The sequence below is a fragment of the Streptococcus oralis subsp. tigurinus genome, assembly GCF_002093575.1.
Lineage (GTDB): Bacteria > Bacillota > Bacilli > Lactobacillales > Streptococcaceae > Streptococcus > Streptococcus oralis_CH.
In genome coordinates this window covers 309,619-332,379 of sequence record NZ_LNVH01000004.1, presented here as the reverse complement: position 1 = coordinate 332,379, position 22,761 = coordinate 309,619, and the positions used below count along the sequence as shown (strand labels likewise).

General features: G+C 40.7%; 22 protein-coding genes, 1 tRNA gene and 1 pseudogene. 3 read left to right on the top strand and 21 right to left on the bottom strand.

Going from position 1 to position 22,761, the window contains the following annotated elements; genetic code table 11:
- Window positions 1-5 precede the first annotated feature (5 nt).
- The 6 genes from ATE37_RS06635 to typA form a co-directional block, all read right to left on the bottom strand.
- Window positions 6-1,064, bottom strand: a complete 1,059-nt coding sequence (locus tag ATE37_RS06635) for a UDP-N-acetylglucosamine--N-acetylmuramyl-(pentapeptide) pyrophosphoryl-undecaprenol N-acetylglucosamine transferase (RefSeq protein ID WP_084868439.1) — start codon at window positions 1,062-1,064, stop codon at window positions 6-8.
- Between the two features lies 1 nt (window position 1,065).
- On the bottom strand, window positions 1,066-2,418 hold the full coding sequence (gene murD / locus ATE37_RS06630) for a UDP-N-acetylmuramoyl-L-alanine--D-glutamate ligase (protein WP_084868438.1): 1,353 nt from the start codon (window positions 2,416-2,418) through the stop codon (window positions 1,066-1,068).
- A gap of 103 nt (window positions 2,419-2,521) precedes the next feature.
- Window positions 2,522-3,163 (bottom strand): ABC transporter ATP-binding protein, encoded by a 642-nt coding sequence (locus ATE37_RS06625; protein ID WP_000571283.1) that lies wholly within the window; start codon window positions 3,161-3,163, stop codon window positions 2,522-2,524.
- 1 nt (window position 3,164) lies between these two features.
- The gene (locus ATE37_RS06620) at window positions 3,165-5,186 is read right to left on the bottom strand and encodes a bacteriocin-associated integral membrane family protein (protein ID WP_007517602.1); all 2,022 of its coding nucleotides are present in this window, start codon (window positions 5,184-5,186) and stop codon (window positions 3,165-3,167) included.
- Window positions 5,187-5,618: 432 nt separating this feature from the next.
- A complete protein-coding gene (locus ATE37_RS06615) occupies window positions 5,619-5,873 on the bottom strand; it encodes a DUF3165 family protein (RefSeq protein WP_000262661.1) in 255 nt (84 codons plus the stop codon).
- Between the two features lie 19 nt (window positions 5,874-5,892).
- Window positions 5,893-7,734: a translational GTPase TypA gene (typA, locus tag ATE37_RS06610; protein ID WP_000164119.1), complete on the bottom strand. Its 1,842-nt coding sequence runs from the start codon at window positions 7,732-7,734 to the stop codon at window positions 5,893-5,895.
- 158 nt (window positions 7,735-7,892) lie between these two features.
- Here typA and ATE37_RS06605 point away from each other — a divergent pair, with 158 nt between their 5' ends.
- Complete coding sequence (locus tag ATE37_RS06605) at window positions 7,893-8,618, top strand: 16S rRNA pseudouridine(516) synthase (RefSeq protein ID WP_084868437.1); 726 nt, start codon at window positions 7,893-7,895, stop codon at window positions 8,616-8,618.
- Window positions 8,619-8,657: 39 nt separating this feature from the next.
- Here ATE37_RS06605 and ATE37_RS06600 read toward each other — a convergent pair whose 3' ends face one another.
- The 3 genes from ATE37_RS06600 to ATE37_RS06590 all read right to left on the bottom strand — a co-directional run bounded on the left by ATE37_RS06600 (window position 8,658) and on the right by ATE37_RS06590 (window position 9,565).
- Window positions 8,658-8,885: a hypothetical protein gene (locus ATE37_RS06600; RefSeq protein ID WP_084868436.1), complete on the bottom strand. Its 228-nt coding sequence runs from the start codon at window positions 8,883-8,885 to the stop codon at window positions 8,658-8,660.
- A 69-nt stretch (window positions 8,886-8,954) separates the two neighbouring features.
- On the bottom strand, window positions 8,955-9,335 hold the full coding sequence (locus tag ATE37_RS06595; RefSeq protein ID WP_061588331.1) for a rhodanese-like domain-containing protein: 381 nt from the start codon (window positions 9,333-9,335) through the stop codon (window positions 8,955-8,957).
- Window positions 9,332-9,565 (bottom strand): YqgQ family protein, encoded by a 234-nt coding sequence (locus ATE37_RS06590; protein ID WP_044135604.1) that lies wholly within the window; start codon window positions 9,563-9,565, stop codon window positions 9,332-9,334. Before ATE37_RS06590 ends, ATE37_RS06595 begins: the two co-directional genes overlap by 4 nt.
- Window positions 9,566-9,667: 102 nt before the next feature.
- Here ATE37_RS06590 and ATE37_RS06585 point away from each other — a divergent pair, with 102 nt between their 5' ends.
- Window positions 9,668-10,576: a LysR family transcriptional regulator gene (locus ATE37_RS06585; RefSeq protein WP_084868435.1), complete on the top strand. Its 909-nt coding sequence runs from the start codon at window positions 9,668-9,670 to the stop codon at window positions 10,574-10,576.
- A 40-nt stretch (window positions 10,577-10,616) separates the two neighbouring features.
- Window positions 10,617-12,416, top strand: coding sequence for an N-acetylmuramoyl-L-alanine amidase (locus tag ATE37_RS06580; protein WP_084868434.1), 1,800 nt, complete (start codon window positions 10,617-10,619; stop codon window positions 12,414-12,416).
- A 28-nt stretch (window positions 12,417-12,444) separates the two neighbouring features.
- Here ATE37_RS06580 and ATE37_RS06575 read toward each other — a convergent pair whose 3' ends face one another.
- From ATE37_RS06575 to vex2, 12 genes and pseudogenes are all read right to left on the bottom strand, one after another.
- A complete protein-coding gene (locus ATE37_RS06575; RefSeq protein WP_084868433.1) occupies window positions 12,445-12,762 on the bottom strand; it encodes a hypothetical protein in 318 nt (105 codons plus the stop codon).
- A 226-nt stretch (window positions 12,763-12,988) separates the two neighbouring features.
- Window positions 12,989-13,888: a DUF6287 domain-containing protein gene (locus tag ATE37_RS06570; protein ID WP_001034434.1), complete on the bottom strand. Its 900-nt coding sequence runs from the start codon at window positions 13,886-13,888 to the stop codon at window positions 12,989-12,991.
- A 295-nt stretch (window positions 13,889-14,183) separates the two neighbouring features.
- Window positions 14,184-14,256, bottom strand: a tRNA-Thr gene (locus tag ATE37_RS06565).
- 49 nt (window positions 14,257-14,305) lie between these two features.
- A pseudogene (locus tag ATE37_RS10650) lies at window positions 14,306-14,377 on the bottom strand (GNAT family N-acetyltransferase); the annotation flags it as partial.
- Window positions 14,373-15,158 carry an ABC transporter permease gene (locus ATE37_RS06560; RefSeq protein WP_084868432.1) on the bottom strand — a complete coding sequence of 262 codons (786 nt, stop codon included), beginning with the start codon at window positions 15,156-15,158 and terminating at the stop codon, window positions 14,373-14,375. The gene ATE37_RS06560 and the pseudogene ATE37_RS10650, both read right to left, overlap by 5 nt.
- A 1-nt stretch (window position 15,159) precedes the next feature.
- Window positions 15,160-15,978: an ABC transporter permease gene (locus tag ATE37_RS06555; RefSeq protein WP_084868431.1), complete on the bottom strand. Its 819-nt coding sequence runs from the start codon at window positions 15,976-15,978 to the stop codon at window positions 15,160-15,162.
- A gap of 1 nt (window position 15,979) precedes the next feature.
- Window positions 15,980-16,972, bottom strand: coding sequence for an ABC transporter ATP-binding protein (locus ATE37_RS06550; protein WP_084868430.1), 993 nt, complete (start codon window positions 16,970-16,972; stop codon window positions 15,980-15,982).
- A 284-nt stretch (window positions 16,973-17,256) separates the two neighbouring features.
- Window positions 17,257-18,138 carry a class II fructose-bisphosphate aldolase gene (locus ATE37_RS06540; RefSeq protein ID WP_084868428.1) on the bottom strand — a complete coding sequence of 294 codons (882 nt, stop codon included), beginning with the start codon at window positions 18,136-18,138 and terminating at the stop codon, window positions 17,257-17,259.
- 138 nt (window positions 18,139-18,276) lie between these two features.
- Window positions 18,277-19,605 (bottom strand): sensor histidine kinase VncS, encoded by a 1,329-nt coding sequence (vncS, locus tag ATE37_RS06535; RefSeq protein WP_084868427.1) that lies wholly within the window; start codon window positions 19,603-19,605, stop codon window positions 18,277-18,279.
- Complete coding sequence (gene vncR, locus ATE37_RS06530) at window positions 19,602-20,258, bottom strand: response regulator transcription factor VncR (RefSeq protein ID WP_049536923.1); 657 nt, start codon at window positions 20,256-20,258, stop codon at window positions 19,602-19,604. Before vncR ends, vncS begins: the two co-directional genes overlap by 4 nt.
- Window positions 20,259-20,399: 141 nt before the next feature.
- On the bottom strand, window positions 20,400-21,779 hold the full coding sequence (vex3, locus tag ATE37_RS06525; RefSeq protein ID WP_084868426.1) for an ABC transporter permease subunit Vex3: 1,380 nt from the start codon (window positions 21,777-21,779) through the stop codon (window positions 20,400-20,402).
- Window positions 21,780-22,064: 285 nt separating this feature from the next.
- Entirely contained in the window at window positions 22,065-22,697 is a 633-nt protein-coding gene (gene vex2, locus ATE37_RS06520; protein WP_000173734.1) for an ABC transporter ATP-binding subunit Vex2, read from the bottom strand.
- Between the last annotated feature and the right edge of the window lie 64 nt (window positions 22,698-22,761).

Here is a 22,761-nt window from a genome sequence, read left to right as displayed (position 1 = left end):
ATTCCTTATGATAGGTCTTTTCTTAGTAAATCGTAAAAATCCGCAAGAGATTTCAATTCAGTCGAAGCTTTCATGCTAGCTTGGTATTTGTCCTTGTGACTAAGCAAGTGACTGAGTTTCTCATCCAAACTTTCCAAGGTCAAGTCACTTTCTTGAAGTTCTTCTGCATAGCCTTTCTTAACAAAGTAGGCTGCATTTTCAATCTGGTCTCCTCGACTTGCTTCACGACCCAATGGTACGATGAGATGGAGTTTCGCCATGGCCAAGAGCTCGAAAATCGTATTAGCACCACCACGCGTCACCACCACATCTGCCATCTCCATCAAGGGTTGATAGAGATCTGTCACATAATCAACACGAAAGAGATTTTGACTCAACTCATTGAGACTTGAATCTCCAGTGAGATTGATAATATTGTAGCGCTCTGTCAGTTCTTGCTTATGATCTGTCACCAATTGGTTAAATACACGAGCTCCTGCAGAACCACCGACAAACAATACCGTTGGCAATTTAGGATCAAAGTGGGTTTGGATATCCACCAATTCATCTGGTTCAGGAGTTTTTTGGTCTGAAACCTTGGTGACAGCTCCCACATGCTCAACCTTAGACAAACTTGAAGCTTGCTCAAAGGTTGAATACATCTTGGTCGCAAATTTATAGGCAATTTTATTGGCCAAGCCCATAGACAGGTCCGATTCGTGAATAAAGACTGGCACTCCTGACACTCGCGCTGCGATAACCGGCGGTACAGAGACAAATCCTCCCTTAGAAAAAAGGGCCTGTGGACGCAGTCGTAACATGATAAAGAGCGATTGGACAATTCCCCAACCAACTTTAAACACGTCCAGCATATTTTGCCAAGAGAAATAGCGGCGCAACTTCCCAGTCGCAATAGAATGGAAGGTAACATTTAAGCCTGATTTGAGGATTTCTTGGTGTTCGATTCCGTGTTTATCACCAATATAGTGAACTTCCCAGCCGTCTTCGATGAACTTAGGCATTAACAAAAGATTGAGGGTGACATGTCCAACCGTCCCCCCACCTGTAAAGACAATTTTTTTCATATTATTCCTTTAACTCCGCTACTGTGTCGATAAAGAGGTCGCCACGTACTTCAAAGTTAGCATACATATCCCAGCTAGCATTTGCAGGACTGAGAAGGACTACATCTCCTTGAGTCGCAAGCTCATAGGCCTTGCGGGTCGCATCTGCAATATCAGTGGCATCCACATAAGCCACACCAGCCTTATCCGCTGCCCGTTTGACACGTTCTGCAGACTGACCGAGGATAACCATCTTCTTGAGCCCTGTAATATCTGGCACCAATTCGTAAAACTCATTCCCACGGTCCAAACCACCTGCAATTAAGATAACCTTACTATTGTCAAATCCTGACAAGGCTTTTTGAGTAGCCAAGATATTGGTTGACTTACTATCGTTATAGAATTTGACACCCTGAATTTCATCCACAAATTGGAGACGGTGTTTGACACCTCCAAAGGCTGATAGAGTTTCCTTGATGGTTTGATTGTCCACGCCACGGAGCTTGGCTACAGCAATAGTCGCAAGGGCATTTTCCACATTGTGGCTACCTGGAACACCGATTTCACTCGCTGCCATGACCACTTCCCCACGGAAGTAGAGTTGACCATCTTCCAGATAAGCTCCATCAACCTTCTCAAGAGTTGAAAATGGAACAACAGTGGCTTGTGTTTTAGTAGCCAATTCTTTTGCCAAGTCTTGGTTAAAGTTCAAAACAAGAAAATCAACTGCTGTCATCTTGTTCTGGATATTCCACTTAGCTGCCACATAGGCCTCAAAAGAACCATGGTAGTCGATATGAGTGGGCATGAGGTTGGTAATAACCGCAATCTCAGGATGAAATTCTTGAACACCCATCAGTTGGAAAGAAGAAAGTTCCATGACAAGTGTGTCCTTGGCTGTTGCAGTTTGAGCCACTTGACTGGCAGGATAGCCGATGTTCCCTGACAAGAGACCATGTTGGCCGGCAGCAGTCAAAACTTCCCCAATCATAGTCGTTGTGGTTGTTTTCCCATTTGAACCTGTGATACCGATAATTGGCGCTTCCGAGATCAAGTAAGCCAACTCCACCTCAGTTAAGACTGGAATTCCCTTTGCCAATGCCTTTTCAATCATGGGATTGCTATACGGGATACCTGGATTTTTCACCATCAGAGCGAAATCTTCATCCAACAATTCCAAAGGATGCCCACCAGTGACAACCTTGATTCCCTCTTCTAGCAAACTTTGCGCAGCAGGATTTTCCTCAAAAGGCTTGCCGTCATTTACTGTCACAATGGCACCTAGCTTGTCCAACAAACGGGCTGCAGACTCACCAGACTTAGCCAAACCTAAAACAAGTACTTTCTTATTTTTAAATTGATCGATTACTTTCATGTCTCAAACTCCATTTCTACTCCTACTATTTTACCATTTTTATGGAAATAAAAAAGCCACAAAGTGTATTTGTGACTCTTTCTTCTAACTTAATGTTCTCTTATCATCTATGTGATAAATCGGTAACTCGAATTACTTGGTCCACTTGTTCCCAAATAAGAGGATTGTGGGTCGCAATAATAATGGTCCGATTCGGATTTTTTAAAGATTCTAGGATAGAAAGTAATTCCTCAGAGTTTTTGGGGTCTAGCGACGCAGTTGGTTCATCTGCGAGAATCAAAGGCGGATCCTTTAAAATTATCTTCGCTAGTGCAACACGTTGTGCTTCTCCTCCTGATAACTCAAATATAGGTTGCTTTAAATCCAAATAGGATAGGTTTACACGATTTAGAGCTTGTTTCATCAAAGAGATTTTCTCTTTTTCTTTCAACTTTTTACCAACTAAACCCAGATTGAGATTCTCTTTGACGGTTTGGCTTTCAATTAAGCCAAAATCTTGAAATAAATATCCCAAGTAATCTCTAAAGAAAACAGAGGGCTTAATGTCTTTAAGAGAAGTGCCATCATAGATGATTTGCCCTTTGTCATATGGCTCTAATCGTCCAATCATATTCAAGAGTGTTGTCTTACCACAGCCACTTGTACCGATTAAGGCATAAATTTTCCCACCTTCAAAATGAAGATTAGTATCTGAAAATAGCTGACGGCTTCCAAATTTTTTAGATATATTCTTTAGTTCAATCATCCTATTTTCCTTTCATAATTGTCATAGAAACACGAGATTCTTTCTGCGCTTGACGGTAAAGCGTCAGAACTGCACTAACTAGAAAGACTAATAAAGTGAGTAAGCCAATTACCCAGTCTCTACTGCGTAAAATAAAGAGACTAGCACCAAATACAAAACTGGCAAATTGACTAACCATATACTGAGCATGCGTTTCAAAAAATCGTAAACCTGAAATTCGTTTAATCAAGATATCTCGACGGAATTGCTCGAAATATAGAAGATTGACAGAATAAAAGAGTAACAAGGAACTAGCTATCCCCACAATGGCTCCTAAGATTAAAGTTGCTGTTTCAGTTTGCACTTCATTATAACGAGTTAGATAAACACTTCTTCCTTCTTTAAGATAAGATACTTGCTCATAAATTCCAGCTTCCTTCAAGAGAGATAGACCACTCTCATATCCTTTGATAAAGAGTTGCTTTCCAGCATTGATAGACCAAATATATTTTGAAATGAAACTATCACCTGTAGATGTCGGAGTAAACACAACTAAAATCGGATCAGTTAAGTACTGGATGGATACCGGGCTTTCACCGTTATTATAAACAAATCGTTTTTCTCCTGTTGGAAGATAGCTAACAATCGCTCTCATTTCATACTCTAAAGGAGCGTCTTTATCCTCGCTTGATTTTCCGTAATAGTTCAAACGTTCTTCAAAAACTTTCTTAAGTTCTGCTTCCTGTGAACGAAGAGATTCTGGTAATAAGAGTCCAAATTCCCCTTTTTGAAGATGAGCTAGTTTCTGTCTAGTCTCATCATTTACAGCCACATTTTCCTTATCCAAATAACTTGGACTGACATAGAGAACATTAGCATCTGGACTATAGGTATCCAGTGTCTCTCCCTGTTCATTTTTTCCTTGAGGATTTGCAAAATGAATGAGATTATCTTTTACAAATAGAGCCTGTTCTTTTTCAACTGCTTCTTTGGAAAATTCATACCACTTATTCAGATTTTCTGTATCTTTTCCTCTATCACCTAAACCAAAAGAAATTTGATAATAATCTGCTCTATCCTTCCATGCTTGTTTTGAAATTTCAAGTTCTTTCAATCGTTGGTAAGACGTCAAACCCGTCTTAACAGCGTAGCCTACTGTAAAAACAGCTACTAACTGACACAATAGGGTTAAAGTCATCAAGCGTTTAAGGGGTAATCTCCCCTTAATAACGGGAACTAATGCTTTGTAACTCAAACTCATTAGGTAAAGGAGCATTAGTAAAATTGAAATCCCCAATAAAAACAAAAGGTAAAAACTAATCCCAAAACCATAGGTAGCTAACAAGATAGGATAAAACAAACCTTGACTAAAAAGAACGACTCCCCCACCTAGGAAGGAAAGGAGGGCTGATAGAAGGAGCCACTTGATATCAGTCGATAAAGAATGCCCCATGATTGATAAGAGTGTCTGACCAGAAAAGAGTTTTATACCTGCTACTCTCATTTCCTTAATCCGAGTGATAATCACTAAAGCAAAGAAAGATAAGCCAAATATTGCTAAACTAATTAAAATAAGTGGATTTAGTAAAATTCGAAAAGCAAGAGAATAAGGAGGTGTCTTTCGGTCAGCAATTGCTTTATAACCCAAATCTCCTAATTTATCGGCTAGCTTTTCTTTCGTCAAGGAGCCTGATAAAAGGAGATAACTATTTAGTGGATCACTACGTTCACGACTTTCTTGGCTAGCTTCTTGGAATTCTTTTGGTAATGTTCCCTGACCATAAGTTGCATAAGTAAAGTGAGTCGTCCCATCCTTACTCGGCTCTACAATTCTTCTAGCTATTAAACTCTGTTCTGAGTTTACAAACTTCTCTAATTCCTTTTCAAATACCTCACGCGTCGGTTCCTGAGTATCTTTTTTGACACGAAGTAGAGAAACGGAATCATAGCTTGCATATAAATATTGTGGCGCACGTAAGACTATAATCCAAGCAAAGAAGAAGCTGAGAAAAAAAGTTGATAATAATATGAATAGTTTCTTCATAGTAGACTCCTTGTGGTGAAAATTGATTTCAGGAGGTAAGATTTTAGAGTATGAAATCGGTTTCTATTTATCGCAAATATATCACCATTATGATAAATTGTCAATAGATTTTAGCAAAATATAATTATATTTTTTTGGACTAACTTTTTAAACTTCTATAACAATATAGAGCTCTTAAAATGTGGAAAAAAACTCACTTGAACAAAATATTTTTAGGTTTATTCCTTTTTGCAAGAAACGGAATCTTAGACTTTCCGTTGTGATAAAAATGCCTGAAAACAATAGATTTCAGGCATTCGGAAACTTTGAGACTATAGGCTCAAAGTTTAGGTATGGAATTTCGAAGAAAGTCGCTACCGCCCGTAATCACCTAAGGAAAGTCTTAAAAATCTTATTTTAAATTGAAAAAGAGAGCCGTAGCTCTCTTTCTATTTATCTTCTTCTGCTCTTTTTTACTGGCATGAGCGTAATGTCTCTCAAGCTAAAGTAGGCTAGAGCCAGCATGGCGATTGTGACAAAGAATTCTGTCGGTAATTGGAAGATTTGCAAGATGGATAACATCAGCAAAATCAAGAGTGCAACAACTACAAAGACCAAGATAACGATGTTGACTGTTCCTTTGATACTTTGGGGTGTCGCAAATACATAGAGTAGTAATAAGAGTATCCCTATGATTAAATAGACCATCTTTATCTCTTTCTAGCTCTTATTCAGCTGATTTTTTCTTTTTGTTGGCTTTCTCGCGCTCTGCCTTGTTGAGGATTTGTTTACGCAAACGGATTGACTCAGGCGTTACTTCCATGTACTCATCGTCGTTCAGGAACTCAAGAGACTCTTCAAGTGTCAAGATACGAGGTGTCTTGATAACAGCTGTTTGGTCCTTGGTAGCTGAACGAACGTTGGTCATTTGTTTAGCCTTAGTAATGTTAACTGTCAAGTCGTTTTCACGAGAGTTCTCTCCGATGATCATTCCTTCGTAAACCTCAGTACCTGGGTTGACAAAGATGGTTCCACGTTCTTCGATAGACATGATTGAGTATGTTGTTGCCTTACCAGCATCGATGGAAACAAGGGCACCACGGTGACGTCCACCAATTTCACCTGGAATCAATGGCAAGTATTGGTCAAAGGTATGGTTCATGATACCGTAACCACGAGTCATTGACAAGAACTCAGTTGAGTATCCGATCAAACCACGCGCTGGAACAAGGAAGACCAAACGAGTTTGACCATTACCAGTTGAGATCATATCCAACATTTCACCCTTACGTTCAGAAAGGCTTTGGATAACAGAACCTTGGTATTCTTCTGGAGTATCGATTTGAACACGTTCAAATGGCTCACATTTAACACCATCAATCTCTTTTACGATAACTTCTGGACGAGATACTTGAAGCTCATAACCCTCACGACGCATAGTTTCGATAAGGATTGACAAGTGCAATTCTCCACGACCTGAAACAGTCCATTTATCTGGTGAGTCTGTTGGGTCAACTCGTAGGGAAACGTCTGTTTGCAATTCTGCCTGCAAGCGTTCTTCTACCTTACGAGAAGTTACCCATTTACCTTCTTTACCAGCAAATGGTGAGTTGTTTACCAAGAAGGTCATTTGAAGCGTTGGCTCATCGATGTGAAGGATTGGAAGAGGCTCAACTGCATCTGTCGGTGTAATCGTCTCACCAACAAAGATATCTTCCATACCTGAAACGGCAATCAAGTCACCTGCTTTTGCTTCTTGGATTTCACGACGTTCCAAACCAAAGAAACCGAAAAGTTTTGTAACACGGAAGTTCTTCGTTGTACCATCTAGTTTAGAAAGGGTAACTTGGTCCCCAACTTTCACACTACCACGGAAGACACGACCGATACCGATACGTCCTACGAAGTCATTGTAGTCCAAGAGTGAGACTTGGAACTGTAACGGTTCATCTGAGTTGTCCACTGGAGCAGGGATATGGTCGATAATGGTATCAAAGATTGGTGCCATTGTTTTTTCTTGATCAGCTGGATCATCTGACAATGAAGAAGTCCCGTTGATAGCTGAAGCATACACCACTGGGAAATCAAGCTGGTCATCGTCTGCACCAAGCTCAATGAAGAGCTCCAACACTTCGTCTACTACTTCTGCTGGACGAGCTGATGGTTTGTCGATTTTGTTAACAACCACGATTGGGACAAGGTCTTGTTCCAAGGCTTTTTTCAATACGAAACGAGTCTGTGGCATGGTTCCTTCGTAGGCATCTACGACTAAGACAACACCATCAACCATTTTCATGATACGCTCAACTTCTCCACCGAAGTCCGCGTGTCCTGGTGTGTCCATGATATTGATACGAGTTCCGTTGTAGGCAACGGCTGTATTTTTCGCAAGGATAGTAATTCCACGCTCTTTTTCGATATCGTTTGAGTCCATAGCTCGCTCTGCCAATTCAGTACGTGCATCAAGCGTTTCTGATTGTTTCAATAATTCGTCAACGAGGGTTGTTTTACCGTGGTCAACGTGGGCGATAATCGCAATGTTACGGATATCTTCTCTTAATTTTGTCATGATTTCCTCTAATATTTAAATTTTTATTTCTAACTGAACAATTATACCACAGTCTCATTCAAAAATCACAGTTCAGCTAAGTGTAAATGTTTTCACTCTGCTTTTCTAGTCAAGGCAACTCTTTTCAAAGTCAGAGACTTATGATAAGATAAGCTGGTATGCGTTTAGATAGATTATTAGCCCAAGAAAAGGTCAGTCGCAAGGCTATGAAACAGGCTTTATTAAAAAAAGAAATCCTAGTAGATGATTGTCCAGCCAGCTCACTCGCTCAAAATGTCGACACTGGATTACAGAAATTAGTCTTTCAAGGACGACAAATCCAAGGCTACGAGCACAACTACCTCATGCTTCATAAGCCAAACGGAGTCGTTACAGCTAGCAAGGATAAGAAACTTCCAACCGTCATGGACCTCCTTCCACCTGACATCCAGTCTGACCAGCTCTATGCTATCGGCAGACTAGACCGCGATACGACGGGACTGCTCCTTTTGACAGACAATGGACTTCTTGGTTTTCAACTCCTTCATCCCCAGTACCATGTTGATAAATCTTATCAAGTGGAAGTCAACGGACCGCTCACGTCAGACCATATCCAAAAATTCAAAGATGGGATTGTCTTTTTAGACGGAACCACTTGTAAACCTGCAAAACTAGATATTCTATCCGCAGGCCCAACAGAGAGCCATGCCTCCATCACCATCTCTGAGGGCAAGTTTCATCAAGTCAAGAAGATGTTTCTATCAGTTGGTGTCAAGGTGACTGCCCTAAAACGCGTCCAATTCGGTGACTTTACATTAGCCCCAGAACTAGCAGAAGGACAATACCGTCCCTTGAATCCAGAGGAATTGAAAATTATTAAAAACTATTTAGAGAAAAGTGGATAAAAGAAAAAAGCTTTAAATTTAAAGCTTTTTTAATCTTCTTTAACTCATATGTAAGATAATTCCAATAATCCAGTTAAGAGCAGAAAGAACAATACCTACAATAGATACAATTCTCTCTGTTTTATAATCAAGTCCAGATTCTTTTTGAAGTTCATTAGCAAACAATACACCAGTGATACCTAAACCAATACCTCCCAACGGAAATAACAAACTAAGAATGATAGATAGAATACCCACCAAAAGTGGATTTTTTTTCTTGTCTTGCATGTTTAAAAACTCCTTAAAATAATTATTAATTTAGTATATGAGACCGACTTTATTAACTTTTCCTTGATCTTAGCTCGTTTTCACTTTCCCTTTCCAGGAATCTAGTCCATAAGAAAGGATATAAATCTCAGAGAAACCTTGTTTTTTCAAATAAAGTGCTGCATTGGTCACTCGTTGTCCGCGTTGGTTTTCGTAGAGAAGGACAGGTTTATCCTTGCGAAGGGCTGCAAGGCTTGACTTCAACTGATTTGAAGGAATATTGCGGGCTCCGAGGATATGTTTTCTGTGAAATTCTGCTGGTTCACGGACATCAATCAATTGCCCTTTCCGAATCAAGGCTTCAAATTCTGCATTGTCCACAATCTTAGCCGCACGACGAATACGAAGGTAGTTATACCCCATCCATGCCGCCATCGCCAATACGATTCCCCAAACAATCCAAATTGTCATAAGTTCTTATCTCCATTTTTCTCTATGTAGTCTAATTCTATCTTGTGCTCTCTACGAAGAACAGCTTCCGCCTCTAGATAGTCTAGCTTGTCCATCAGACCTGCATCATAAATCCGAGAGAGTTCGAGCTTCATCAGTTCAATATCATACAAGCGCTTCCCCATGTAAACAATAATGCCAAACTGTTTGAGAAATTGCTGCACATCATAGAATGTTTTCATAGCTTCCATTTTAGCAGATTCTAGACTTTTTTTCAATACTGGACCGGCTCTTTCCCCCTATTTTCTTCGTCTTCATTGCCCATTCTTCCGCAAGTGTGGTACAATAAAAACATGAGAATTCAACAACTACACTATATTATCAAAATCGTCGAAACTGGCTCTATGAATGAAGCAGCCAAGCAACTCTTTATCACCCAACCCAGTCTTTCAAATGCCGTTCGAGACTTGGAAAATGAAATGGGCATTGAAATCTTTATCCGCAATCCCAAGGGCATTACCTTGACTCGTGATGGGATGGAGTTTCTCTCCTACGCTCGTCAAGTTGTCGAGCAAACTCAGCTTCTGGAGGAACGCTATAAAAATCCTATCGCCCACCGCGAACTTTTCAGCGTTTCCTCTCAGCACTATGCTTTTGTAGTCAATGCCTTTGTATCGTTACTTAAAAAGAGTGATATGGAAAAATACGAGCTCTTCCTACGTGAAACTCGGACTTGGGAAATTATCGATGACGTCAAGAACTTCCGTAGCGAGGTCGGTGTCCTCTTTTTGAACAGCTACAACCGCGATGTTTTAACGAAAATGCTAGATGACAATCACCTGCTGGCTCACCATCTCTTTACTGCGCAACCGCATATCTTTGTCAGCAAGACCAACCCTCTAGCTAAAAAAGACAAGGTCAAACTGGCTGATTTGGAAGACTTCCCTTATCTGAGTTATGACCAGGGGACGCACAACTCCTTCTACTTTTCAGAAGAGATTCTTTCACAAGAGCACCATAAGAAATCCATCGTAGTCAGTGACCGTGCCACTCTCTTTAATCTCTTGATTGGTTTAGATGGTTATACCATTGCGACAGGGATTTTGAATAGCAACCTCAACGGAGACAATATCGTTTCCATTCCACTGGACATTGACGACCCGATTGAACTAGTCTATATCCAGCATGAAAAAACCAGCCTGTCTAAGATGGGTGAACGCTTTATCGAATACTTAGTAGAAGAAGTTCAATTCGATAATTAATAGGAAAAATGAAAAAGGGAAAAAAGTTAGGAAATAGAAAGTGAAAAAGATACTACTGACCAGTGCTTTAATCCTTTCAATCGCAGGATTAGCACCCGCATCCGTCTTAGGAGAAGAAAACACAACACAATCCACATCTGTTGTCAAGGAAGCAATTGCCAAAGAAGAAAAGAAAGAGTCGAGTGTTGAGGAAAACTCTAAATCAGAAACTCTTCCGAAAGTAAATGTGCAAGAAGACAAGCCCAAAAAAGAAGGGTGGTACCAAGAAAATCACCACTGGCGTTTTTACCAAGATGATAAACCTGCTTTGAACTGGAAACAAATCCAAGGCAAATGGTACTACTTCGATCAAGATGGTAATCGTCTTCATTCTACTATCTACAAAGGCTATGCCTTTGACCAAGATGGGGTTATGGTAGAAAATAGCTGGACCAATTTGGACAACCAATGGTATTATGCTGATTCCTCTGGACGACTAGCTCTGAACACTTGGAAAAAAATCAATGGTTCTTGGTACTATTTTGATCAAACTGGAAGTATGCTCAGCAACACTGCCGTTGACGGCTATCTGCTCACAAAAAGCGGAGCTATGGCAGAAAAGGGCTGGACTAAATTAGACCAAAATTGGTATTATGTCACACCATCTAGCAGAATCTCGCAAGACAAGTGGGAGAAAATCAACGGTTCTTGGTACTACTTTGATAAAAACGGCGTGATGCTCAGCCAGACAACAATTGGTGCCTACCTGCTTGACAGTAGCGGAGCCATGGCAGAAAACTCTTGGGTGAGAATCAATGAAAATTGGTATTACGCTAATGCATATGGGAAATATAGCCAAGACAAATGGGAGAAAATCAATGGTTCTTGGTATGCTTTTGAACAAAATGGAGTCATGCTTTCCAATAAATGGAAAGAAAGCTACTACCTCAAAGCCAGTGGAGCCATGGCGGAAAAAGAGTGGATTTTTGATAAATCCTACAATAGATGGTTCTATCTAAAAGCGGATGGCCGTTATGCAAATCAGGAGTGGATTGGAGCATACTACCTCAAGTCTGGCGGTTATATGGCCAAGAATGAGTGGATTTACGACGACTATTACAAGGCTCGTTACTATCTGGACGATAGTGGACATTATGTTTCAGGAACTTACAAGATAGACGGCAAGGAACACTTGTTCCAAAAATATGGCCAATGGATTTCTGAAGTTTCAAATGAAGGTGGATTTACAAAAGGTCAATACAGCAATACTATCTTCCTAGATCCTGGGCATGGTGGTCAAGATTCAGGTGCCTTTTACTACAATGTAGCTGAAAAAGATCTCAACATGCAGATTTACCGTAAGCTTCGTACTAAGTTAGAAGAACTAGGATACAAGGTCCTCACTTCTCGTGATAGTGATATTGACGTTGATTTTGTTACCGAACGTTCTCGTATGGTTAATAAGACCAACTCTGATATTTTTATCAGTATTCACTTCAACGCTACTGGTAATACCTACTCAAAAGCGAGCGGTATTCAAACCTACTCCTATAGAGATGAACCTGATTATCCAAGTAAGATTAATCAATACTGGCACAATCACCCTGATCGTATGAGTGAAAGCAAACGCCTCGCCGCTGCCATCCACTCCTCTCTTCTAGCAGAAACAGGAGCTAAGGATGCCGGTTTATTGGAGAGCAGCTTTGCTGTCCTACGCGAAACAGCCAAACCAGCGGTTCTCCTAGAGCTTGGTTATATGGATAATTTCACCGAAAACCAACAAATCAGAGATAGCCAATACCAAGATAAACTGGTCGCAGGCATCGTAAAGGGGATCCAAAAATATTACGCTGGTCAGTAAAAAAAGTCTCGAGAAATCTCGAGACTTTTTATTTGTCTTCTTGTTTATCTTTATCAGGAAAGAGGTAGCCAAGCCCTACACAAGCTAGCACACCGGCACCAATCACCAAACCACTTGAAATTGGCAAGAGATCCAAGATAGCATTTGCAATGATAAAGGCAATGATCAAGCACATGAGACTGGCTTTGTAGTCTTTTTTCAAAACGTTTTCTAGCGTGAAATAGAGGAACAATCCTACCGGAATGAGTGACCAGAGGTTGACATCCAAACTTGGCCATCCAACTGAGCCGAAATACAATACTAGCGCTGCTGCTACTAAGAATACAAGTCCCAATAATTTTTTCATTTTTTGTCTCCATTTTCTTTTTTGGAAACTTGAGTTGTCTGACACCAACTCTTCATGTCCCTTACATGAATCATTATAGCAGAGGAATTTTTCAAGAACAAGCCCTTTTGCCTATCTGGTCTCTATCTCAGTCTAAGTGGTTGAATATTATCGACAACAAAAAAAGAAGCCTTAATTGGGCTTCTTGATTCTGCCGATTGCAACAGTATTTTTGAACGAATACAATCTAGTTTTTCTTTTCCTTTGACTCTAGAGAAGATTTGATTGATTCACGATCTGCTTGTAGTTTAGCTAAGTTCTTTTCTGCTTCCTCAAGTTTACTGGTATCTGGTTTCACACGATAATAAACATCTTCTGGTTTCATTAACATCGCTCCATACTCTTGCCCAGAAAGTAGTCTTTCCTCAGCATGATTGCTTTTATCTGTAATCTTTCCGTCATCAGCAGGTTGCATAACAACTCCACTTGGCACAGCTACTACTACAAATCCTCCAGCAACAGAATCTTTTACCCATGCACTGATAGACGCTGTCTCAGGGTTACGACTATCTTGTCCTTTTGATACCTTTAATCCAACTACAGATTCGTACTTTTGATCATTTGCAAACCAAGTCGCACGTACTTCTCCAGAATCATTAATAATGTATTCATTACCAGATTGACTACGCCAAGTACCTTCTAAACTAGACAGATCATTGTTCTTGATTGCTTCAATATCTAGTTTTGGAACGGTAGTTTCTTTCTTCAACTTGCTAACAAGTGCTTCTGCTTCAGTAATTTTGGTATCTAAAGCAGTCAGTTGATTCTTGAGTTTCTGAATTTCCTCTTGTTTATCCTTATCAGTCTCATCTGTTTTTCCTTGGCTTGTAGACGATTGACTTGTTGACTCTGTAGTTGAAACAGCAGACGATGCTTGATTTGACTCTTTCTTTCCAATCAAAGAATGCGAGAAAACACTTACTAGGATTATAGCAACCAAAATACCGAGGACTAACCCAATATAGATTTTAATGTTTCTAGTTCCTCTCGCAAACTTTTTAGTTGACTGCGCCTCTGCTAATTCTGATGCAGTCGGCTTGCGGCCATTCGCCTCCTCAAATTGTTTTACCCATTCTTTCTTATTCATAATTCTCTCCTTTTTGATTTATATTCAGCCAAGCTTGCTAGACTTCATTCGTTATTATCCACGGATTTTTATAATTTTTAGAAAACCTATGCAAAAAATTCTAGAATGATTAACAGCCTATAGTCCACTAAAACGGAACGAAAACAAGCGCTTATTAAAATATATTATACCACAAAATATAAATTTTAGTTTTTATTTATAAGCAGGAGGCACAGACGTCAAATAGAACCTATCTCAAACGTTCCACCTTTCCTATAGTTACAAAAAAAGAAGCCTTAATTGGGCTTCTTGATTCTGCCGATTGCAGGGATCGAACCTGTGACCTACGCGTTACGAGTGCGTTGCTCTACCAACTGAGCTAAATCGGCAACTACCTTCATAGTATAGCACTCTGAGAACGATTGTCAAGGGAAAATTTCACAATTTCTTAACCCAAATCAAGCAAGGATTGCTTTTATCCCAAAGTTCAGGAAAGATTTCTAACTTACGAACCTGCACTTTCGTAAGCATCCAAGCCCCTATCCCAGAGTTTGAGCGAAATGAAAAAGAAGACAAGGGAAATCAGAATCAAACCACCAATATTAAAGAAGACATCCTTATCCTGCAAGAAATAGCTGGCAGGATAGTAAGCTGTAAAGGCAAAGGGGATGATAAAGCTAATCAACCAACGAAGAAGCGAATTGTAAATGGAAATCGGATACTTTGCAAAGTCATTAAACATATAAAAAATGTAAATCATGGCGCCTGACTGCTTAGTCCAAAAAGCGATACTGGCAGTCGCGATTTTCAAGGAAGTATAAATCAAGGTCGCAAAAGGAATGCAGACTAGGAAAAGCAGGAATTTTGGAAGAGTCCAAGCAATGCTTGATACTGTTGTCGCTAGTAAAATTCCACCGACCAATAGTTCGCCCAGGGCATCAATCTGAAAGGTCTCAACGAGGATATGGAAGAGCGGATTGATGGGACGTGTTAGATACTTGTCAAACTCCCCTTTTCGGACTAGTCGTTGACCTAGTGCCCAGAGATTGTCAAAAAAGAGATGGTCCAATCCCTTGGGAATCAAAGAAAATCCATAGATAAAGGCAATCTCTTGAAAGGTCCAGCCTTCTAGGGATGGAATGTGTTGAAAGATGACATTGAGAAATAAGAGGTTCAGGCCTTGAGTCAGAAAAACACCTAACACGCCCACCACAAAATCGACCTTGTATTCCATGATTTGCTTGATGTATTGTCTGATAAAAATCAAATGCATACGTTGATATTTTTTCATACTAACCTCCTTGAATAGTGATAAATGACTGGACTCGTTTCCAAATCAACTGAGACAAGCCCATCATCACTAAGAGCCAGAAAAACTGTAGCAAGAGTGCCTGAAGAATCTGACTGGCATCATATTTCCCAACAATGATCATGACTGGAGTGTAGATCAAAGATGAAAAAGGCAAGAAGGACAGAATATCTGAAACAATCTTGGGAAAGAAAGCCAAGGGAATCAGACTTCCAGACATAAAGGCCACTATGGAAGTCTTGAGTAGATTGGAACCCCATAGATTCTTAAAAACAAAGGCTGAAAATCCAAAGCAGATATTAAAGAAAAAATTGATCAAGTAGGCTAGGGTTAAGCTAAAGAGGTAAAGGATAGTTAATCCCAGTATTTCTATACCCCCTTGCCCAGATAAGATTTTCATCAATACAATAACACTTAAAAATGGCAGTCCAACAGAGATAAAAATCAACCACTTGGATCCAAGCTCTGTAAAGAGGTACGAAGCCGCAAAATGCACCGGTCTCAACAGGCGCATGATAATGGAACCATCCTTGACCTCCTCACCAATCATAAAGGAGCTATCTGACCTAGTCAGAAGATTAGTCACAAAACTCATGATGATGTAGAGGGTGATATCTGCCATACTAAAGCCTTGAATCAAGGACTCCTGTGAGGAATCAAAGACCGCTTTCCAAAGATAGAAAGCCACAAAAGCTCCCATAACATCCCCAATCCGATAGAGAATAAAGTTGACTCGATAGGTAATCAACTCCTGAATCCCTGCATTGATAAAGGGTTTATAACGTCTCCACAATTTGACCATCTTAGAGCTCCTTTCGGTAGAAGCGTCGGATAATATCTTCAATATCCGTATCCACCATCTTCAAATCACGGATTTCAAAATCAGATAGGGTTTGCTTGATAATATCAGCTGACTGGTAGCAGGAACTATCGAATTCAATATTGAGGCTATTTCCTTGTCTATCAATGGTTATATCAGGCAGGCCTTCATATTGAGAAAGGATATGACTTTGACCTGGTAACAGTTCAAAGGAGAGAGTCTTCATCTTGCCAAAGGTCTCCTTGAGCTGGCTCACCGTTCCATCAAAAATCTCCTGCCCCTTGTCAATCATGAAAATCCGATCACAGAGTTGCTCAATATCACTCAGATCGTGAGTGGTCAAGAGGATGGTTGTCTCTTCCTCCTGATTGATCTGGGTAATGGCCCGACGAATATTATCCTTGACCGAGACATCCAAACCAATGGTCGGCTCATCTAAAAAGAGAACTTTAGGATTGTGGAGCAAGGAAGCCGCAATGTCCGCCCGCATCCGTTGCCCCAGTGAAAGGGTCCGCACAGGATCCTTGATAAAGTCCTTCAAATCCAAGACTTCATTTAAAAAGTCCATGCGCTTGTGAAAGAGCGAGTCCGGCACATCGTAAATCTCTTTTAAGACCGTATAGGTCTCTTGCAGAGCCAAATCCCACCATAGCTGGGTTCGTTGTCCAAAAACCACTCCAATATCCTTGACATAGTCTTGGCGATTGTCCTGCGGAATTTTGCCATTAATCCGACAAAAACCAGACGTCGGTTTCAAAATCCCTGTCAGCATTTTGATGGTTGTCGACTTCCCAGCACCATTGGCCCCGATAAAGCCTAAAATTTGACCTTTTGGAACTTCAAATGTCAAATCTTTAACCGCTTCAAAGGTCTGCTTCTCAGGATGAATAAAGGAGCGCAAAGCCCCCTTTAGCCCCGGCTCCTTTACTGCCTTCACAAAATTCTTCTGAAGATGCTCTACTTCTATCATTGCCATATCTATCTCCCTGTCGCAAGGAATAGCAACATTGTATTTTTGACTACAAATATTCTAAATCCTTACTTTTTACACCTTCTACATTTTATCATTACAGAAGGCTTTATACCAACCTATTATAGTCCAATAAAAAACGGAATGCAAGCGTTTGCTTGAAGATTATGAAATTAGAGATTTCTCTCATAAAATGATATTTTTAACCCAAAATTCTGCCTTAATAGTTTCCTTAAAACACCAAAAAACCCACCCTAATGGGCAGGTTCTATCTGTATTGTTCAGCTAAATTATGCTTTACCTTCTGAACCGAATACGTCGATACGTTCTTCAACAGCTTCTGTAATTGCTTCGAAACCTGGTTTCAAGAATTTACGTGGGTCAAAGAGTTTCTTCTTATCGTATTCTGCTTCGTTTGCTTCGTATTCAGCAACAAATTTACGAGTTGCGTTAGCAAATGCGATTTGGCATTCAGTATTAACGTTAACTTTCGCAACACCAAGTTTGATAGCTGCTTGAATTTGGTCATCAGGAATACCTGAACCACCATGCAATACGATTGGGAAGCCTGGAACTGCTTCTGTCAATTTTTGCAAGTGATCAAGGTGAAGACCTTTCCAGTTTGTTGGGTAAGGACCGTGGATGTTACCGATACCAGCTGCCAAGAAGTCAATACCAGTTGCAACCATTGCTTTAGCATCTTCAATTGGAGCCAATTCGCCATCACCAATGATTCCGTCTTCTTCACCACCGATAGTACCAACTTCAGCTTCTACTGATACGCCGTTTGCATGAGCAAATTCTACAACTTTACGAGCTTTTTCAAGGTTTTCTTCAACTGGAAGGTGTGAACCGTCAAACATAACTGAAGTATAACCAACTCGGATACATTCAAGTGCATCTTCATAATGACCATGGTCAAGGTGAATAGCAACTGGTACAGTAATTCCCATTGATTCTACAAGGTTTTCGATGAGAAGTTTACATACTTTGTAACCACCCATGTATTTCGCAGCACCCATAGAAGTTTGGATCAAAACTGGAGCTTTTTTAGCTTCTGCTGCACGCAAGATAGCTTGAGTCCACTCAAGGTTGTTTGTGTTAAATCCACCAACTGCATAACCGTTGTCACGAGCTGCTTGGACAAATTTTTCTGCTGAAACGATTGCCATTTTATCAGGCCTCCTGTATATTTTTATGGGTCAACCCATTTACATTGTTCATTTTATCACTTTTTGATAAAAAAAGCTAGTTTTTCCCATACTTTAGATTGAATTTCTTCTAATCCGATCGATGTAAACCCTTTCTTTTTAATCTTGGTTCACTCTAGGAAAGCGTATAAAGAAAGTCAAGCGATCATCCCGCCTTTCAAAACGATAAGACAATTTCTCATGTTCTAATAAACTTTTGACCACAAAGAGGCCCATTCCCGAACCCTTGGTCTTGCGACTAGCATTTTCAGAAAAAGACTGGGCCAATTGTTCTTGTTCTTCAGGACTACAGCTATTCTCGATAAAGAGCTCCCCTTCCCTCTCGCCAATGCGGACCAAGCCGCCTGTAGTGGAGTGCTTGATAGCATTGCTGATGAGATTCGATAATATCAGTTTCATGACAGATGGGTTTATGTAAGCCTGCTGATGGGTTAGGCTAATGTCTGCCTGAAGTTCTCTCTCCTTGGCGAGCAAAGCATAATCCTTAACCAGACTTTGCGTCATCTGAAGGAGGTCAACCTCTTCTTTCTCGTCTCGCAATTCCTGAACAGAAGAAAGAGACAATATCTGGAGAACGTGATGACTGAGGTCATCCACAATCCCCAAGGCAACTCCCAGATAGTGGTCTCTATCCTTATAACGACCGATATTTTCTTTCATATTCTCAATCAGGATTTTCAAACTAGCCAGAGGTGTTTTCAATTCATGAGAAGCCCCTCGTAGGAACTCAACCTTCATCTTCTCCAGCTGGAGAATAGCTTCATTCTTGTCATGCAAGTCCGCAATGACAGTCAAGAGATGCTGGTAAAGGCTATTGATTTGTTCCTTGAGATCACCTATCTCATCCTTAGAATCCACGCGCAATCGCACTTGAGCATCCAAATCCATCATCCGACGGGTCACCCGTTTGATTTCCAAAATCGGTGCAACAATGGTCCGAGCATAGATGTAGGCCACCAAGAGGGAAATCAGAAAGGATGCCAGCAAGGTATAAGGAAGAAATTGGAGACTGATCTGCTCTGCTTCCTTTTGCAAATCCATGGACGCTAAAAACTGTAGAGTCATAGTCCCTCCGTCTTGCGTTTTCACCTCACGCTCCTCGATAAAGAGAGAAGTGGTCTGACGGTCCGTATCCAGAGGAAGATTGTCCTGGACTTCTAACTTGTCCTCGGTCATCTCTCCCTTGACAGCTCCTTTGATATCACTGCTCTGGGAATACAAGTCCAACACTTGCTCGATGCTTTGCCTATCTTTTCCGTCTAGGGATTGGGCAATAGCAGTCGCTTTTTGGCCAATGGTTTCCTGACGATGGCTCAGATAAGTAGAGGGAAAGAGAAAATAAATAGCTAAATGAAGACAAATAACCAGAACACTAAAAATCGAGAAGGTATAGATAAATATTTTAGTAAATAGACCTGTTCGTTTCATTTTCGCTCCAATTTATAACCAACATTGCGCACAGTGAGGATACAATCCAAGTCTAGCTTTTTCCGCAGTTCCTTGATATAGACATCAATGACACGGTCAAAGGGAACCTCATCTGTCACCTTCCAGACCGCATCAATTATCTGAGAACGAGTCAAGGCCCGGCCTTCATTTTTCACCAGATAGTCCAGAATTTCCAACTCTTTGGCATTGATAGCCACTTCTTGACCTGCGAGGCTTGCACTATAACTCTCAAAGTCTACCTTGGTATCCTTATAGGAAAAGATTCGTCCCGTATCGTAGTAGCGCTTGAAAATTGCATCTACCCTCACTTTTAGAAGGGAGAGAGAGAAGGGCTTTTCCAGATAACCATCTGCCAGAGAGGCAAAGGCACTCATCTTGTATTCCTCATCCTGAAAGGCGGTCAGCATCAAGACAGGGACCTGGCTGCTTTTACGAATCTCGGCTAGGACTTCTAGGCCATTGAGCTTGGGCATCTGGATATCCAGTAAAACCAGGGCCACCTCATAGCTGGAAAATTTTTCTAGAGCTTCCTGACCGTCTGCTGCTTCAATGGTTTCATAACCACAATCCGTCAGATAGTCACTAATCCCCTCACGAATCATCTCTTCATCTTCTACAATTAAAATTTTCATAGAAAAACGTTTCACATTCCTTTAAATTTCTTGTAAATTATCTCAGTTTCATCCTGATAAAACCTCTTCCCATCAAGATGAAATAGATAAAAATGCTACCTATATTATACCCCATTTAGGAGAGAATAGGTAGCAAGTTTTTTATTCACTATCGAGCAAGAGCTCTTTTGGTTGTTTTCTAAGGAGATTGCTTGAAGCAAGCGCCATAACGAGAACCACTAGAACCAAAGCAAGGACAAAGACGATGATAAAGTCTGATGTCTGAATGGAAATGTCTAGGCTCGACAAGGTCTTGCTAAAGCCGTCTACTTCTGCACCACCACCAAGGTTAGAGGCTTGAGCAGCCTTGCTGGCTTGCTTGGCAACACCTGAAGTAACATTGGCAAGAACAGTATTTCCGATGGCACGGGCTGTGTAGTTGGCTAGGAAGTAAGCAGAAACGAGAGCAGGAATGGCAATCAGGATAGATTCGGTGATGAATTGCCCCAAGATACTTACCTGCTTGAGACCGATAGAGAGGAGAATTCCCACTTCCTTGCGACGGGCGTTGATCCAAAGGCTGAGCAAGAGTGCAAGGAGAAGGACTGAGAAGCTCAAGCTACCCCAGAAGAGGAGGTTGGCCATCTTGTACATACCAGAGATGGATTGCTCTAGAGCTGGGTAGTTAGAGGAGCTCTTCACAAGTGTGTAGCTCTTCCAGTTGATACCACTGATACCCTTCAACTCTTTCATGACGTCATCCAAGTTCTTGTCTGCTGTTACAAAGAAAGTTGCGTCCCCATAAATAGCTGTGTCTTCTGTGTATCCATAAAGTTTTGCAGCAGTGTGAATGTCTGTGATAGCTGTGTTTTCATAGAGTTCTTGTGAGTAGGTTACTGCTGACTTATTGTGGCCATCAAAGAGGCCCTTGATTGTCACTTCAACTGTTTCCTTGGCACCTTTTTCATTGTCTGCATCATAGACATTAGAGTCTAGTTTGACCTTATCTCCAACTTTCCAGCCGTGTTTAGCTGCCAAGTCCTTGTGCATGAGGATCTTGTCTTTGTCGTCGTTGGTTAGGTGCTCACCTTCGACTAGTTTATATGAGCCAGAGACAAACTTATCTTCTTTAGAGGAGTCATTGACACCTGTAATCATCAAACTACTTCCAAACCGTTTGGCACGGTCTGCAGTGAGATTTTTCTTGGTTTCTGGCGTTTCGATGAGTTCATATCCAGTCAAATCTCCGATAGCGTTGATGCGTTTAACATAAGACTCGATGGCCTTATTTTCGGTGATTTTTTTGATATCCTCACCCCTGATATTCCCAGAACCACGTGGTGTTCCTTGATTGACGCGACGATTGATTTGCATGGAGAAACTATTGGTGATATTTTTAAAGGTCTCCTGAGAAGCCTTGGCGGTAGCTCCCTTGATCGACAAGCCGACCAAACTCAAGCTCGCCATGAGGAGAATAATCAGGAAGATAACAATCGATTTGAAAAACTTCCTTGTAACATAGGCAAATGCGTTGTGTAACATAGGTTCCCTTTCTAGATTTTGTTCTATTTCAATGTCTTATAACTTATATAAATTATTTTTTTACTATTTCCCTTGGATTGTGCGGACGGGAGCAACTTCCTGTAGGAATTTCATCCCTAATTTTTGAGCCATATGTCTCAAAAATTCCGGCCTAGATAATAACAAAGTTATTATCTAGGCTATCACTACTGCGGGAAATAGTTGTTAAAGACTCACTTCGTTTATTATTACTTTACACATATCTGGTTACCAACTAATACTATTTTAAAGTTTAATAACTAGATTCTATATTTCAGTCAGTTTCTTATCCTTCAATTCAAGTGTAATATCTGACGCTTGTGCCACTTCTTTACTGTGGGTGACGACGATCACACATTTACCTGTTTTCTCGGCAAGTGATTTGAGCAGTTCGATAATATCTCCGGCAGTTTTAGGGTCCAGATTTCCTGTTGGCTCATCAGCTAGAATAACCGGAGCTTCTGAGACTAAACTGCGAGCGATGGCTACACGTTGCTGTTGACCACCTGATAACTGGAGAACATTCCGCTTGATCTGACTCTCATCCAAACCAAGCTCAAGAAGCGTATCCTTGCTTGCTTTTTTGTTGACCAAGCGGATATTTTCCAGCGGAGAAAGATAATCTATCAAGTTATAATTTTGAAAGACCAGGGAAATATGGTGCATGCGATGGTAAGAATATCCCTTATTCCGAATGTCCTCTCCTTGGAAAAGGATAGAACCTTCAACAGGACTATCTAGACCAGCAAGCAGGGACAAGAGAGTGGATTTTCCAGCTCCTGACTCACCAATGATACTATAAAATTTTCCGGGTTCAAAATTATACTTGATCTGATATAAAACTGCTTCAGCAGTGTTCTTATAACGGTAGGTAACATCTTGCAATTGTAATAAAGTCATGATTTCTCCTTCTTATACTCAATGAAAATCTAAGAGCAAACTAGGAAGCTAGCCGCAGGTTGCT

Bases quoted from the DNA above. Each gene is read 5' to 3' on its own strand.
- ATE37_RS06600 (WP_084868436.1), bottom strand. From the start codon at position 8,885: ATGCAAGACAAGAAAAAAAATCCACTTTTGGTGGGTATTCTATCTATC.
- ATE37_RS06595 (WP_061588331.1), bottom strand. From the start codon at position 9,335: ATGACAATTTGGATTGTTTGGGGAATCGTATTGGCGATGGCGGCATGG.
- murD (WP_084868438.1), bottom strand. From the start codon at position 2,418: ATGAAAGTAATCGATCAATTTAAAAATAAGAAAGTACTTGTTTTAGGT.
- ATE37_RS06625 (WP_000571283.1), bottom strand. From the start codon at position 3,163: ATGATTGAACTAAAGAATATATCTAAAAAATTTGGAAGCCGTCAGCTA.
- ATE37_RS06620 (WP_007517602.1), bottom strand. From the start codon at position 5,186: ATGAAGAAACTATTCATATTATTATCAACTTTTTTTCTCAGCTTCTTC.
- ATE37_RS06560 (WP_084868432.1), bottom strand. From the start codon at position 15,158: ATGAAAAAATATCAACGTATGCATTTGATTTTTATCAGACAATACATC.
- ATE37_RS06590 (WP_044135604.1), bottom strand. From the start codon at position 9,565: ATGGAAGCTATGAAAACATTCTATGATGTGCAGCAATTTCTCAAACAG.
- vex3 (WP_084868426.1), bottom strand. From the start codon at position 21,779: ATGTTACACAACGCATTTGCCTATGTTACAAGGAAGTTTTTCAAATCG.
- typA (WP_000164119.1), bottom strand. From the start codon at position 7,734: ATGACAAAATTAAGAGAAGATATCCGTAACATTGCGATTATCGCCCAC.
- ATE37_RS06555 (WP_084868431.1), bottom strand. From the start codon at position 15,978: ATGGTCAAATTGTGGAGACGTTATAAACCCTTTATCAATGCAGGGATT.
- vncS (WP_084868427.1), bottom strand. From the start codon at position 19,605: ATGAAACGAACAGGTCTATTTACTAAAATATTTATCTATACCTTCTCG.
- ATE37_RS06550 (WP_084868430.1), bottom strand. From the start codon at position 16,972: ATGGCAATGATAGAAGTAGAGCATCTTCAGAAGAATTTTGTGAAGGCA.
- ATE37_RS06615 (WP_000262661.1), bottom strand. From the start codon at position 5,873: ATGGTCTATTTAATCATAGGGATACTCTTATTACTACTCTATGTATTT.
- ATE37_RS06575 (WP_084868433.1), bottom strand. From the start codon at position 12,762: ATGAAAAAATTATTGGGACTTGTATTCTTAGTAGCAGCAGCGCTAGTA.
- ATE37_RS06570 (WP_001034434.1), bottom strand. From the start codon at position 13,888: ATGAATAAGAAAGAATGGGTAAAACAATTTGAGGAGGCGAATGGCCGC.
- vncR (WP_049536923.1), bottom strand. From the start codon at position 20,258: ATGAAAATTTTAATTGTAGAAGATGAAGAGATGATTCGTGAGGGGATT.
- ATE37_RS06635 (WP_084868439.1), bottom strand. From the start codon at position 1,064: ATGAAAAAAATTGTCTTTACAGGTGGGGGGACGGTTGGACATGTCACC.
- ATE37_RS06605 (WP_084868437.1), top strand. From the start codon at position 7,893: ATGCGTTTAGATAGATTATTAGCCCAAGAAAAGGTCAGTCGCAAGGCT.
- vex2 (WP_000173734.1), bottom strand. From the start codon at position 22,697: ATGACTTTATTACAATTGCAAGATGTTACCTACCGTTATAAGAACACT.
- ATE37_RS06540 (WP_084868428.1), bottom strand. From the start codon at position 18,138: ATGGCAATCGTTTCAGCAGAAAAATTTGTCCAAGCAGCTCGTGACAAC.
- ATE37_RS06585 (WP_084868435.1), top strand. From the start codon at position 9,668: ATGAGAATTCAACAACTACACTATATTATCAAAATCGTCGAAACTGGC.